We start from the raw sequence: 12,844 nt of genomic DNA on the forward strand, positions 1-12,844 counted from the left end.
TACCCGCAAATGCTGGGAGTGAACCGGGTTATGGGGAAAAATCATCCATCAACCGGTTCGCAGCAATCCATAGGCACTCCGAAGAGCGATTCCAAGTTAAATCTTGCCCGTATCAGTGGACAACGTGCGAAAATGCGACGACGCGCGGCCGATTTGCCAGATCTCGATAGAGTCGTGTCGAAAGATTTACCGCCTCCCCCAGGGCCATTACGGCCTCGGCTTGGGTGTAGCCGATCTCGACGAGCGCAAGGCCGCCCGGGGTGAGCAGCTCGGGCAACTGGGGCACGAGTATGCGGTAATCATCGAGTCCGTCAGGACCCGAGAAAAGCGCGCCTGCAGGTTCGAACGCATGGACCGAGGTGTCGAGCTCGGCGTCGTCCTCGACATAGGGCGGGTTGGCAAGGACGAGGTCGAAGCGGCCCAGGTCCGCGCGCCAGCCGTCGTGCGTCCAGTCGACCGGGCGGAATGCCGCGCGCTCCCCGGCCGCTTGCGGGTGGCGCGCGGCGTTGGCCGCCGCGACGGCAAGCGCATCGCCGGAGCGATCGATGCCGAGCCCTTCGGCCTCGGGAAACAGGGAAAGCGTGGCGATGAGCAGCGCGCCCGATCCGGTGCCAAGGTCGAGAATGCGCTGCGGGGGACGACCCTCGAGCGCGGTGCGCGCGGCCTCGATCACCGTCTCGCTGTCGCCGCGCGGGATCAGGACAGCGGGCGAGACAGCCAGTTCGAGCCCGTAGAAGTCGGTGGAGCCCACGATATAGGCGACCGGCTCATGGGCCTCCCGGCGCGCGATGAGCTGGGCAAAGTTCTCAGGCTCGGGATCGCGCATGTGGTGCAGGAGCAGCTGCGAACGCGTGGCGTTCAGGGCATGCGCCATGAGCACTTCGGCGTCGAGCCGGGCGGTGTCGCTGGTGGCGGACAGGCGCTCGGTTGCCGCGCGCAGCGCGGCCGCGACATCAGCCATCCATCGCGGCGAGGCGCTTGGCTTCGTCCTCGGCGATGAGTGCGTCGATCAGCTCGCCAAGCCCTGTGCCTTCCAGCACTTCGGGCAGGCGGTGGAGCGTCAGGTTGATGCGGTGATCGGTCACGCGCCCCTGTGGGAAGTTGTAGGTGCGGATGCGCTCCGAACGGTCGCCCGAGCCCACCATGGCCTTGCGCGCCTCGGCCTCGGCTCCTTGCGCCTCGTCGCGCATCTTTTCGTAGAGACGCGCGCGCAGGACCTGCATGGCCTTGGCCTTGTTCTTGTGCTGCGAGCGCTCGTCCTGGCAGGTGACGACGATATCGGTCGGAAGGTGGGTGATGCGCACGGCCGAATCGGTCGTGTTGACGTGCTGGCCGCCCGCTCCGCTGGCGCGGTAGATGTCGATCTTGAGGTCCTTGTCCTCGATCTGGACATCGACCTCGGTGGGTTCGGGCAGGACCGCGACGGTGGCCGCTGAAGTGTGGATGCGCCCGCCCGATTCGGTGACGGGTACGCGCTGCACGCGGTGCACACCGCTCTCGAACTTGAGCTTGGCAAAGACGCCCGTGCCCGTGACGTTGGCAACGACTTCCTTGAAGCCGCCGACATCGCTGGCGTTCGCGCTCACCATCTCGACCCGCCAGCCCTGCTCGGCGGCGTACTTCTCGTACATGCGGTAGAGGTCGGCGGCGAAGAGCGCGGCCTCGTCGCCGCCCGTGCCCGCGCGGATTTCCAGCATGGCGGGGCGTTGGTCGGCCGAATCGCGCGGCAGCATGGCAATGGCGAGCTGGCGCTCGCGTTCGGGCAGTTCCGCCTTGAGGCGCGCCACTTCCTCGGCGGCAAGGGCGCGCATCTCGGGGTCGCTGTCCTCCATGGACTGCAGATCGGAAAGTTCGCCGCGCATGGCCGCGACTTCGGCCGCGGCGCGCGCGACGGGTTCAAGTTCGGCATAGTCGCGGCTGGCGGCGACAAAGGCGTCCCCTTCCAGCGTGCCCGAGGCCAGGCGCGCCTCAAGCTCGCCGAAGCGGTGCGCGATCTGGCGCAGGCGATCGTCGGACAGGCTCATGCGCGTTCGCTCAAGAGTGGCCGGGGGCTCACGGGTGGATCTGCTGGAGAACCTGCTCGACCGCGAGCGATTCCGCGCTCGGCTCGGAGGTTTTCACGTTCGCCGTGGGCACGCCGTCCCGGTCGGTGAAGGAGACGATCACGCGGGCGCCGGCCTTCACGGCCTTGTCGTAGCGCTTGCGGGGCGAGCCGCTGGCGATCATTTCGCAGTCGATGCCCTGGAAGCGCAGCGCGGTGATAGCCTTCTGCGCGAAGGGCAGGGCGGCGTCATCCTCAACCGCGAGCACGCAGGTGAGCTGGCTCTGGGGGACGAGGCCTGCATCCGCGACCAGCATGGCGAGGCGCTCGATGCCTGCAGCCCAGCCCACCGCAGGGGTGGCGGGGCCGCCCAGCGCTTCGAGCAGGCCGTCGTAGCGTCCACCGCCCAGCACCGTCCCCTGCGCGCCGAGGCGGTCGGTGACGAATTCAAAGGCGGTGTGGCGGTAGTAGTCGAGCCCGCGCACGAGCGAGGGCGTGCGCACGAAGCGAACCGAGGCGGCCTCAAGCCCTTGCGTGACCGCGCCGAAGAAATCCTGGGCCGAGCTGGAGAGGAACTCGTCGATCCGGGGCGCGTCGGCGGTGAAGGGCTTGTCGCGCGGGTCCTTGGAATCAAGGATGCGCAGGGGGTTACGCTCCAGACGCTCCTGCGAATCCTCGGACAGTTCGGCGCGGTGGTCGCGGAAGTATTCGATGAGAGCCGTGCGCCAGGCCTCGCGGCTTTCGCCATCGCCCAGCGTGTTGAGCTGGAGCGTGACGCCCTCGGCGATGCCCAGTTCCTTGAGGAGCTGGTCCGCCATGACGAGCAGTTCGACATCGACCGTGGGTTCGGCCGCGCCGATCACTTCGGCGTCGATCTGGTGGAACTGGCGGTAGCGGCCCTTCTGCGGGCGCTCGTAGCGGAAGAGGGGGCCGTGCGTTGCGATCTTGAGCGGGGCGAACTGCTTCCACCCGTTGGTGAGGTAGGCGCGGGCAAGGCCTGCGGTGAACTCGGGGCGCAGGGTCAGCGATTCGCCGCCACGGTCGTCGAACGAGTACATTTCCTTGGAGACGACGTCGGTCGTCTCGCCCAGCGAGCGGGCGAACACCGGGGTCTTCTCGAAGACCGGCATTTCCACGCGGTGGAAGCGGTACAGGCGGCGCATGCGCTCGAAGGTTGCGACGACGTGGGCGAACGCTTCGGCGTCGGCGCCGAAGATGTCCTGGGTTCCGCGAATGGCCTGTGGTGTCTTGCTCATCGCGCGCGCTTAGCCCGAATGCGAAAAAGGATAAAGTGCGCGATTGAAATGCGCCAATCCAAGGTTGCCAATCGGCGCGCGGCGCGGGTAGGTGTGTGCGTAATGAAGTATCATACCGCGCTCGTCTCGCTCTCCGCTCTCCTTTTCGCCTCCTCGGCCCTCAACGCCCAGGACGCGGCCCGCTCCACGCCGATGGCACCGGATCTTCCGCCCGCGATGCCTGCGGCTCAGGATGTCGACTATGCCGGCACCGTCTCGCTCGACATCGACGCGACCGATGTAACGCGCGGCGTCTATTCGGTCACGCAGGTCTTCCCGGTTGCCGCCGGAACGAAGGACCTGATCCTGATGCAGCCGGGCTGGCTGCCGGGCAACCACTCCGAGACCGGTCCCTACTCGCTGCTGGCGAACTTCCACTTCTACGCCGATGGCAAGGAAATCCCCTGGGTGCGCGACACGGTGGCGGTGAACGCCTTCCACCTCGCGCTGCCTGAAGGCACCAAGGCGGTGACCGCCAGCTTCGTTCACACCTCGCCCGTGCGTGGGAACGAGGGGCGCATCACCATGACGCGCGAGATGCTGAACCTGCAGTGGGAGAAGATGAGCCTCTACCCGGCAGGCTATTACACCCGTCGCATTCCCTACAAGGCAACCGTCAAGGTGCCCGCGGGCTGGGATGTCTTCACCGCGCTCGACGGCAAGGTGCGCAGCGGCGACACGCTGACCTGGGACGTGACCGACTACCAGCGCCTCGTCGATTCGCCGATCTTTGCGGGCAAGTACGCGCAGAGCTGGGACCTGGGTCACGAGGTCACCATGAACGCGGTGGCCGACAAGCCCGAGCTGCTGGGCATCGCGCCCGAGCACATGGAATACTACCGCCACCTCGTCGACGAGGCGCTGGTGACCTTCGGGGCCCGCCACTTCGATACCTACGATTTCCTCCTCGCGCTGACCGACCGCATGGGCGGCATCGGGCTTGAGCACCACCGCTCGAGCGAGAACCAGTACGAGCCCAAGGCCTTCATCGACTGGGATGCGATGGACTGGGATCACAACGTGATCGCGCACGAATTCGTACATAGCTGGAACGGCAAGTACCGTCGTCCCGCCGACCTGTGGACGCCCGACTACCAGCAGCCCATGCAGAATACGCTGATGTGGGTCTACGAAGGCCAGACCCAGTTCTGGGGCTATATCCTCGCCGCCCGGTCGGGCGTGCAGTCTAAGCAGACCGTGATCGACCAGTTCGCGGTGGCTGCGGCCAAGTACCTTGAGGGCACGCCCGGGCGCAGCTGGCGCTCGGTCGAGGACACCACTCATGCGCCGCAGCTGGCGCGTCGCCGTCCGCTGCCGTTCGTCTCGCTCACCCGTAGCGAGGACTATTATGTCGAGGGCGCGCTCACCTGGCTGGAAGCTGACCAGATCATCCGCAGCGGTACCAAGGGCAAGAAGGGCCTCGATGACTTCGCCAAGGCCTTCTTCGGCATGCGCGATGGCGACTGGGGCGAACTGACTTACGATTTTGACGAAGTGGTCGAGACGCTGAACGGGGTCTACGCCTACGACTGGGCCGACTTCCTCAAGACCCGTCTCTACAAGACCAACCAGCCTGCACCGATGCGCGGCATCGAGATGGCCGGGTACAAGCTGGTCTGGAAGGAAGAGCCCAACTCCTACGAGAAGGGGCGCGCTGGCTACTCCAACTCGCTCAACCTCACCTATTCGCTGGGCGTGGGGCTGAGCGCCGATGGCACGGTCGGGGCCACCTTGTGGGATTCGCCCGCCTTCGATGCCGGGCTTGTCAACGGCAGCCAGATCGTGGCGGTCAACGGCGAGAGCTACAGCGCCGACACGATCAAGAAGGCCATCACTGCGGCCAAGACCGGGAACGCAGCGGCCGACAAGCCGATCGAACTTCTGGTCAAGCGCGGCGATCACTATGAGACGGTGGCGATCGACTACCACGAAGGTCTGCGCTTCCCGTGGCTGGAAAGCACCACGCCGGGCAAGGAAAACGGCTTTGACCGTCTGCTTGACGCCCGCACGCGTTGAAGCGTGAGGTCGGGGCCTAGACCAAGGTCGGGTTCCAAGAGATATAAGCCAATTGTTAAGAGCGGGGGCCTTCTAGGCTCCCGCTCTATCCATTCGTGTGGATACAAGGTTGTTGCGGCGCACTCGGTGCCCCGCTAAGCCGCGTTCCACTGAGATTACTATCGATACTTTGTTAAGTGTCTAAGAAGAAGGACGACCATGCGCATCGACATGATTCCCGTTGGGGACAATCCGCCGGAAAGTCTCAACGTCGTCATTGAGGTTCCCGTCGGCGGTGAACCCGTGAAGTACGAGTTCGACAAGGAGTCGGGTGCTCTTTACGTCGACCGCATCCTGCACACGCCGATGCGCTACCCGGCGAACTACGGTTTTGTGCCGCACACGCTTTCGCCCGACGGCGATCCGCTCGACGCGCTGGTCATCGCGCGCTCGCCCTTCATTCCGGGCTGCGTCGTGCGCGCGCGTCCGATCGCGGTGCTCAACCTCGAGGACGAGCATGGCGGCGACGAAAAGCTGCTGTGCGTACCGGTCGATTCAACTTTCCCTTACTATATCGACGTAAAGGAAAAGGCAGATCTTCCCGAGATCCTGCTGGCCCAGATCGAGCACTTCTTTACGCACTACAAGGACCTCGAAAAGGAAAAGTGGGTGCGCGTGGGCACCTGGGGCGGCGCAGCCGATGCGCGCCAGATCGTGCTCGAAGCGATCGAACGCTATGAAGAGTCGAAGGCCACGGCCTGATTCGCTCTTTTACGAGGTCCACTCCCCCATGTGGAACGAGGGTCGGCGGCGCAAGTCGTCGACCCTTTGCATTTGGGGGAGAGGTGAGGCGCGGAGAGGGGGCGGGCGGCGACCGTTGCCGCTCAGGCGGTGACGGTGAACACTTCCTCGTCGCTTTCGCGCGGCGGGGCCGGGTCGAAGTCGGGCAGGGGCTCAAACACCTCTTCGGTCACCTGGAGGTTGGAAAGTCCGTCAAGTTTGAAGTGCCCGAGGCGCCGTTCTTCCTCGCTGCGCCAGTTCTTGTTCGGGTTGAACGCGCTGAGGAACAGCTCGTCGTGGCGGCTGAACAGGCGGTGCGGGGCAAGCAGCATTTCGGTGCCGTTGTACTCGGCGCGGATGTGGCGCTTGAGGGCAATGGCCTCGATCAGCTTGCGCTCGTTCGTGGCGTCGGTCTGGGGTGCGGTCGGCATGGGGCGCCATAATGGGCAGGTATGGCCTGTGATACAAGCGGGAAAGGTGCTGCGAAGGCTGCAAGCGTGATGCCGTTTGCGATACCCGGCGTGCGCGGTATGCACGTGGTCGCCGGGATTTGTGCAGGTGCGCAGTAAATGTATACGAATACAGTCTGTGTGACTTATTTACCGCAAAAATAACTCCGATTACGGAAGTAAATGCCTTCTAAAGCATCTGCTTAACGACTCCTTAGAGATTATTCCCGATACCCTGCGGCAACGCAGCGAGGAATCGGTGCGGGATGCACATGCCCGGGGGGGTGTTTCACCCCGAGCGTGGCCGGATCTGGTCCGGCAGGCGGGGCCGCGTTGCGGTGAGCTGCCTGGTGATCTCGCGGATCTTCTTCGCGTCATGTTTGAACCCGATATCGCTTTTGGACGGGACACCACATGGCAGGAAATCGCGAGCCGTCCCCGGCTCTCGCCTGCCCGTGCTGGACGGTGCCGGAAGCGGGAGATGAAGTGCCGGCCAGTCATGACCGAGATCCAAGACCATACCGAGCGTCGCTTGCAGATTCAGGTCTACCAGGAGTGGGCGCGCGTGGCCAACGCCAAGCCGTTTCCCACCATGGAGGACATGGAGGAGGTCGCGCTCGAGGGGTTCCACGAGGACAGCGTGGTCCTGCAGATGACCGAGGACGCGATGGACCCCATCATCGCCTTCGTCGGGAGCAACCTGCGCCGGGACTGCGGGCAGGGCACGCGTATCGAGCGCTTGCCTGACGTGCCGGGACTGACGCTGCTCTCGCGCTTTACCGACACCTACCTGCAGTGCGTCGCGAACCGGGCGCCGGTCGGTTTCGAGGCCTCCTTCATCAATTGCCTGGAGGAGAACGTGCACTACCGCGGAATCCTGCTGCCGATCTCGAGCGATGGGCAGAACGTCGATACCGTCTGGGGTGTAACCAGCAGCAAGAGCGAACCATTGGCCGATTTCGCCACCGTGGCCGAGGAGCTCGAACTCGTTGACGAAGTGCCGACTGCGGCGCCTTCGAACGACAACGCCGCCGCCCAGGCGGCGGAGGCCAGGCTAACTGACGTGCCGAGTGCGGAGGCGCAGCGTCTGGCGCAAGGGCTGACCGCGTGCCGCGACATCGACGGCCTGGTCGGCCTTGCACTTGTCGATATCGCCGATGGCGCTGTTGGCGCGGAGTTGGCCTGCGCGGGTGATTTCGACTTGGCTGGCGTCGCCGCCAGCGGTGCCGAACTCATCCGCCTCAAGCGCGAAGTCATCGCCCAGTGCGGCCTGGCCGAGCGCTTCGAGGAAGCGATCGTCACGACCCGGCGCCAGTTCTGGCTGCTGCAACCCCTGGAAGGGGTGGAGGACCTGCTGGTGCTCGCCGCGCTCGACAGGGACCGCGGCAACCTTGCCAACGCGCGGCGGCAACTGGGCCAGGCGCTCATGACAGGCTGATCCCGGGCCCCGCCCGACCTGCTGCTCGCGCGCACGTCCATCATTTTTTGATTTTTCCGAAGGGTACCTGGCGGTGCCGGGCTCCAGCAGGGGCTCTGCGTCCCGCCATCCTGCACACGTCTTTCCCAGCCCACATCTCAATCCAGAAAGGGATATCCTATGTCACTTGAAGCCAAGCTCAACGAATGCCTTGAAATCGATGGCGCAAAGGCCGTTGCGCTGGTCGATCTCGCCACCGGCATGGCGGTCGCGACCGCGGGCGATTCGAATGGTCTCGACCTCAACGTCGCGGCGGCAGGCAACACCAACGTGATGAAGGCCAAGCTGGCCACCATGAAGGAACTGGGTCTGGATGACGAAGTCGAGGACGTCCTCATCTCGCTCTCGAGCCAGTACCACATGATCCGCCCGCTCACCGACGATTCGGGCAAGGGTCTGTTCCTTTACCTCGTGCTCGACAAGGCCAAGGCGAACCTGGGCATGGCCCGCTTCAAGGTTTCGCGCATCGAGGCCGACCTCAAGGTCTGAGCCTTCGCGCACGGCTGCGGGGCCCATGGTCCCGCTCTGCAAACCCCGGTCCACGGCAAGTTGGGCCGGGGTTTTGCATGTCTGGGGCCCTTGAAAACCGCCTTCTGATCGCCGGATGGTGAGAAAGTGTTCAATTTTACAGCGCTTTAAGTTGTATTTAGACATTCCTGAGATAGCGTCCCAAGAATTGATCGGCGTGCGTGGGCACGCAGCGTCATGATCGTGGGGAACGTGGCGGTCCTTCGGGGCTGTGCGGTGGTATGGGGCGCAAGTCCGAATGACGAGTGAAGACCAGGACCTTGTGGAGCGCCGGCTCCAGATGCAGGTCTACCATGAATGGGCTCGGCTGGCCCGGTCACGTCCCTATCCCGATTTTCAGGACATGGAGGATGGCGCTCTCGAGCCGTTCCGCGCGGATAGTGCGATCGTGCAGGTTCACGAGGACGGCGAGGTGCCGCATCTGACCTTCGTGGGGGCGAACCTGCGCCGGGATTGCGGGGAAGGGGCCCGGCTGGAGCGCCGCGATGATGTCCCGGCTGGAACCCTGCTGGCGCATCTCACCGAAAACTGCGGGCAATGCGTGTCCAATCGCTCGCCGATCTGGTTCGAGGCCGAGTTCGACAACCGCCTTGGCGAAGCGGTAAAGGCGCGCGGCATCCTGCTGCCGGTGTCGAGCGACGGGGGGACTGTGGACATGGTCTGGTGCGCGGCAAGCTGCAGCATCGAGGCGCGGGTGGAGCCTGTCGCGCCCTTGCCGATCCCACCGGCGCTCGCACAAGGGCAGGTCGTCCTCGAGGGTGAGGCACTCGCCGCAATGCAGGATGATCCGGCCTTCCGCGCTTTGGTCGTCGAACTGGGCAAGCGGCTGGTCGCGGCGGCGGGGCTGGAGGGCCTGGTCGGCCTGGCGCTGGTTGCAACGGCCGGGGGCGAGGTGGTCTCGCAGCTGCGCCGCGGGCCCGGCTTCGACTTGCCGCGCACCGCGCAGTTCATGGCCGGACTGGCGCGGGCCGAAACGCAGGCGCTGGACTCAGGGCCAGATGCGGAGTGTGTCGAGCAGGTCGCGGTGACCACGGCCCGCCATGTCGCGTTCGCCCGTCCTCTGGGCGAGGTGCCCGGCCTCCTGGTGCTTGTCGCGCTCGATCGGGGGATGGTGAACCTGGCGAATGCGCGCATCGCCATGGCCCGGCTTGCTCGTGACCTCGATAGTGCGGGCGTTCGATAGAAAAAGCCCCGGAAGAACCGCGAAGGTTCCGCCGGGGCCGTTCTTCCTTCGCCGGGGCGAAAGCGTCAGGCGGGCTTCACGCCCATGCACAGGTACTTCAGCTCCATGTAGTCATCGAGCCCGTAGTGCGAGCCTTCGCGGCCCAGGCCCGACTGCTTGACGCCGCCGAAGGGGGCGACTTCGGTGGAGATGAGGCCGGTGTTGATACCCACCATGCCCGCTTCGAGCGCCTCGGCGACGCGCCACACGCGGCTCATGTCCGAGGCATAGAAGTAGCTGGCCAGACCGAACTCGGTGTCGTTGGCCATGGCGATGGCCTCGGCTTCCTCGGTGAAGCGGATGACACCGGCGAGCGGCCCGAAGGTTTCCTCGCGCGCGAGCAGCATGTCGGGCTTCACGTTGGCAACCACGGTGGGGTTGAAGTAGCTGCCGCCACGCTCGTTGCGCGAGCCGCCTGCCAGCACGGTCGCGCCGCCATCGACGGCGTCCTTGAGGTGTTCCTCGACCTTGGCGACGGCCTTTTCATCGACCAGCGGGCCGACTTCGGTGCCTTCGTCGAGACCGTAGCCCACCTTCATCGCCTTCACGCGCGCGGCCAGCTTCTCGACGAATTCGTCGTAGACGCCGTCCTGCACGTAGAAGCGGTTGGTGCACACGCAGGTCTGGCCGCCGTTGCGGAACTTGGAGATCATCGCGCCTTCGATGGCCGCGTCCACGTCGGCGTCGTCGAAGACGAGGAAAGGTGCGTTGCCGCCCAGCTCCATCGAGCACTTCTTGACGGTCTCGGCCGATTCCTTGAGGAGCTGGCGGCCGATCTCGGTCGATCCGGTGAAGGTGATCTTGGCGACCTTGGGGCTGCCTGTCAGGGTCGAGCCGATCTGCCCGGCGCTGCCCGTCACCACGTTGACGACGCCTGCAGGAATGCCGGCTTTCTCGCACAGCGCGGCGATGGCGAGCGCGGAGTAGGGGGTCGCCGAGGCCGGCTTGATGACCATGGTGCAGCCCGCCGCGAGCGCGGGGCCCAGCTTGCGGGTGATCATCGCGTTGGGGAAGTTCCAGGGCGTGATCGCGCCGACAACGCCGACCGGCTGCTTGATGACGACGATGCGGCGATCAGTCGCGTGGCCGGGGATAGTGTCGCCATAGGCGCGCTTGGCCTCTTCGCCGAACCATTCGATGAAGCTGGCGCCATAGGCGATCTCGCCCTTGCCTTCGGCGAGCGGCTTGCCCTGTTCACGGCTGAGCAGTTCGCCCAGGTCATCCTGCGCGTCCATCATCAGTTCGTAGAGCTTGCGCAGGATCTTCGAGCGCTCGCCCGCGGTCTTGGCGCGCCAGGCCGGAAGCGCGGCTTCGGCGGCGTCGATGGCGCGGCTGGTCTCGTCCGAACCCATTTTGGGGACCGTGCCCATGACCTCGCCGGTGCCCGGGTTGGTCACCTCGAGCGTCGCGCCCGAATCCGCATCGCACCACTTTCCATCGATATAGCACTGCTGTTTCAGGAAATCGGAATAAGCCATGTCGTGCGGGTCCTCTTGATCGTATTCGTCGTGTCGGGGCCTTGCGGCCGGTCCCGGCCTTGCGCGGGTGTCACCAGGGACAAGCGCGTATGCCGGGTGTTTGTTTCACAGGATGACGCCATGCGGGGGTGGGCGGTCCCTGCCTTGCGCAACCTTGCAGATATTCGCTGCGCGGTAATGAAAAGCGTGCGTTGGCGGCGTGTGTCAGGCCTTCACGTCGGCCCACTCGGGATGGCGCGCGAAGGCCGCCACCACGTAGCTGCACAAAGGCTGGATGCGGAAATGGTTTTCGCGCGCGTCGGCAACCATCGCCTCGACGAGCCGTCCTGCAATCCCGCGCCCGCCGATTTCGGAGGGGACCAGGACGAGATCCGCGCGGTGCACCGTAGGGTTGCCCGGCTGCGTGGTCCAGGTCAGCTGGCCCAGTGCCTCGCTGTCGGCGGGGTGGGCGCGGTATTCGCCCCCGGTCGCGGTTTCGTGGCGGGTGATGGTGAGGCCGACCATGGGCTCTCCTTCTGGCAAGGTGGCGTGCGGATGGACTTGACGCGGTCGAGGCGCGCTGGTGAGGCATATGGTCATGCAGTTCCTCTCCGACAATGCCGCCGCCGTCCATCCCGCCGTCTGGAAGGCAATGCAGGCCGCCGACGCCGCCGATGCGCCCTACGACAACGATGGCCTCAGCCGCGCGCTCGACGCGGCGTTTTCTCAGCTTTTCGGGCGCGAATGCGCCGCGCTCTGGGTGGCGACGGGCACGGCGGCCAACTGCCTGGCGCTGTCCAGCATGGTCCAGCCCCACGGCGCGGTGCTGTGCCACCGCGAGGCGCACATTGAGATGGACGAGGGCGGCGCGCCCGGCTTCTTCCTTCACGGCGCCAAGCTGATGACGGTGGAGGGGGACCACGCCAAGATCACGCCCGAGGTACTGGAGGCCGCCGTCTCGGGCATCCGCGACGGCGTCCACCAGGTCCACCCCCACGCGGTCTCGATCACGCAGGCCAGTGAATACGGCTGCGTCTACCGCCCGGACGAGGTCGCCGCATTGGCCTCCTTTGCCCGTGGTCAGGGACTTGGCCTCCACATGGACGGCGCGCGCTTTGCCAACGCGGCGGCGTTCCTCGATGTCGCACCCGGAGATATCGTCGCGGGCGTCGATGCCTTGAGCTTCGGGTTCATCAAGAACGGGGCAATGGGCGCCGAAGCCGTGGTCCTGTTCGATCCCGAGGAGGCCGAGGTCTTGCGCTTTCGCCGCAAGCGCGCCGGGCAGCTGCAGTCCAAGGGGCGGTTCCTGGCCGCGCAGATCCTCGCCATGCTGGAGGATGACCTGTGGCTTGCGAACGCGCGCAGCGCCAATGCGGCGGCCGCCGAGCTGGCATCGGGCGCGGGCTCGCGCCTGCTCCACCCGGTCGAGGCAAACGAGGTGTTCCTGACCTGTACTGCGGCCGAGCGCGCCGCGCTTCGCGGGCAGGGCTTCGGCTTCTACGATTGGGGCAGTGAGGCCGCGCGTCTTGTCACCGCCTGGGACGCGAAGGCCGAAGACGTCGCCGCGCTTGCGCGGGCCATCGCTGCGCTTTAGGCGCGA

General features: G+C 65.5%; 12 protein-coding genes. 6 read left to right on the forward strand and 6 right to left on the reverse strand.

What is annotated here, in order from left to right; all coding sequences use genetic code 11:
* Positions 1-112: 112 nt before the first annotated feature.
* From prmC to hisS, 3 genes are read right to left on the reverse strand one after another with little or no spacing between them, the layout of a single operon-like run.
* Positions 113-961 carry a peptide chain release factor N(5)-glutamine methyltransferase gene (gene prmC, locus LC060_RS01845; RefSeq protein ID WP_226632199.1) on the reverse strand — a complete coding sequence of 283 codons (849 nt, stop codon included), beginning with the start codon at positions 959-961 and terminating at the stop codon, positions 113-115.
* A complete protein-coding gene (gene prfA / locus LC060_RS01850; RefSeq protein WP_226632201.1) occupies positions 954-2,024 on the reverse strand; it encodes a peptide chain release factor 1 in 1,071 nt (356 codons plus the stop codon). The genes prmC and prfA overlap by 8 nt, the downstream gene beginning before the upstream one ends.
* Before the next feature lie 28 nt (positions 2,025-2,052).
* A complete protein-coding gene (hisS, locus tag LC060_RS01855; protein ID WP_226632203.1) occupies positions 2,053-3,297 on the reverse strand; it encodes a histidine--tRNA ligase in 1,245 nt (414 codons plus the stop codon).
* Between the two features lie 102 nt (positions 3,298-3,399).
* Here hisS and LC060_RS01860 point away from each other — a divergent pair, with 102 nt between their 5' ends.
* Positions 3,400-5,352: a M61 family metallopeptidase gene (locus LC060_RS01860; RefSeq protein WP_226632204.1), complete on the forward strand. Its 1,953-nt coding sequence runs from the start codon at positions 3,400-3,402 to the stop codon at positions 5,350-5,352.
* Between the two features lie 198 nt (positions 5,353-5,550).
* Positions 5,551-6,093 carry an inorganic diphosphatase gene (ppa, locus tag LC060_RS01865; RefSeq protein ID WP_226632207.1) on the forward strand — a complete coding sequence of 181 codons (543 nt, stop codon included), beginning with the start codon at positions 5,551-5,553 and terminating at the stop codon, positions 6,091-6,093.
* Between the two features lie 122 nt (positions 6,094-6,215).
* Here the strand turns inward: ppa and LC060_RS01870 are convergent, their stop codons facing one another.
* Positions 6,216-6,542, reverse strand: coding sequence for a WYL domain-containing protein (locus tag LC060_RS01870; protein WP_226632208.1), 327 nt, complete (start codon positions 6,540-6,542; stop codon positions 6,216-6,218).
* A gap of 517 nt (positions 6,543-7,059) precedes the next feature.
* Between LC060_RS01870 and LC060_RS01875 the strand changes: the two genes are divergently transcribed.
* The 3 genes from LC060_RS01875 to LC060_RS01885 all read left to right on the forward strand — a co-directional run bounded on the left by LC060_RS01875 (position 7,060) and on the right by LC060_RS01885 (position 9,748).
* Positions 7,060-7,998, forward strand: a complete 939-nt coding sequence (locus LC060_RS01875; RefSeq protein WP_226632210.1) for a hypothetical protein — start codon at positions 7,060-7,062, stop codon at positions 7,996-7,998.
* Between the two features lie 159 nt (positions 7,999-8,157).
* A complete protein-coding gene (locus LC060_RS01880; RefSeq protein ID WP_039389214.1) occupies positions 8,158-8,526 on the forward strand; it encodes a hypothetical protein in 369 nt (122 codons plus the stop codon).
* 277 nt (positions 8,527-8,803) lie between these two features.
* The gene (locus LC060_RS01885; protein WP_226632212.1) at positions 8,804-9,748 is read left to right on the forward strand and encodes a hypothetical protein; all 945 of its coding nucleotides are present in this window, start codon (positions 8,804-8,806) and stop codon (positions 9,746-9,748) included.
* Between the two features lie 65 nt (positions 9,749-9,813).
* Here the strand turns inward: LC060_RS01885 and LC060_RS01890 are convergent, their stop codons facing one another.
* Both LC060_RS01890 and LC060_RS01895 read right to left on the reverse strand, forming a co-directional pair.
* A complete protein-coding gene (locus LC060_RS01890; RefSeq protein ID WP_226632214.1) occupies positions 9,814-11,265 on the reverse strand; it encodes an NAD-dependent succinate-semialdehyde dehydrogenase in 1,452 nt (483 codons plus the stop codon).
* 204 nt (positions 11,266-11,469) lie between these two features.
* Entirely contained in the window at positions 11,470-11,769 is a 300-nt protein-coding gene (locus LC060_RS01895; protein ID WP_226632215.1) for a GNAT family N-acetyltransferase, read from the reverse strand.
* A 73-nt stretch (positions 11,770-11,842) separates the two neighbouring features.
* On the opposite strand from LC060_RS01895, the gene LC060_RS01900 reads away from it, so the two are divergent.
* On the forward strand, positions 11,843-12,838 hold the full coding sequence (locus LC060_RS01900; protein ID WP_226633578.1) for a threonine aldolase family protein: 996 nt from the start codon (positions 11,843-11,845) through the stop codon (positions 12,836-12,838).
* Positions 12,839-12,844 lie beyond the last annotated feature (6 nt).

The organism is Novosphingobium profundi (genome assembly GCF_020524485.1).
Lineage (GTDB): Bacteria > Pseudomonadota > Alphaproteobacteria > Sphingomonadales > Sphingomonadaceae > Novosphingobium > Novosphingobium profundi_A.

Bases quoted from the DNA above. Each gene is read 5' to 3' on its own strand.
- LC060_RS01870 (WP_226632208.1), bottom strand. From the start codon at position 6,542: ATGCCGACCGCACCCCAGACCGACGCCACGAACGAGCGCAAGCTGATC.
- prmC (WP_226632199.1), bottom strand. From the start codon at position 961: ATGGCTGATGTCGCGGCCGCGCTGCGCGCGGCAACCGAGCGCCTGTCC.
- LC060_RS01885 (WP_226632212.1), top strand. From the start codon at position 8,804: ATGACGAGTGAAGACCAGGACCTTGTGGAGCGCCGGCTCCAGATGCAG.
- prfA (WP_226632201.1), bottom strand. From the start codon at position 2,024: ATGAGCCTGTCCGACGATCGCCTGCGCCAGATCGCGCACCGCTTCGGC.
- LC060_RS01860 (WP_226632204.1), top strand. From the start codon at position 3,400: ATGAAGTATCATACCGCGCTCGTCTCGCTCTCCGCTCTCCTTTTCGCC.
- LC060_RS01890 (WP_226632214.1), bottom strand. From the start codon at position 11,265: ATGGCTTATTCCGATTTCCTGAAACAGCAGTGCTATATCGATGGAAAG.
- LC060_RS01900 (WP_226633578.1), top strand. From the start codon at position 11,843: ATGCAGTTCCTCTCCGACAATGCCGCCGCCGTCCATCCCGCCGTCTGG.
- hisS (WP_226632203.1), bottom strand. From the start codon at position 3,297: ATGAGCAAGACACCACAGGCCATTCGCGGAACCCAGGACATCTTCGGC.
- LC060_RS01880 (WP_039389214.1), top strand. From the start codon at position 8,158: ATGTCACTTGAAGCCAAGCTCAACGAATGCCTTGAAATCGATGGCGCA.
- LC060_RS01875 (WP_226632210.1), top strand. From the start codon at position 7,060: ATGACCGAGATCCAAGACCATACCGAGCGTCGCTTGCAGATTCAGGTC.
- LC060_RS01895 (WP_226632215.1), bottom strand. From the start codon at position 11,769: ATGGTCGGCCTCACCATCACCCGCCACGAAACCGCGACCGGGGGCGAA.
- ppa (WP_226632207.1), top strand. From the start codon at position 5,551: ATGCGCATCGACATGATTCCCGTTGGGGACAATCCGCCGGAAAGTCTC.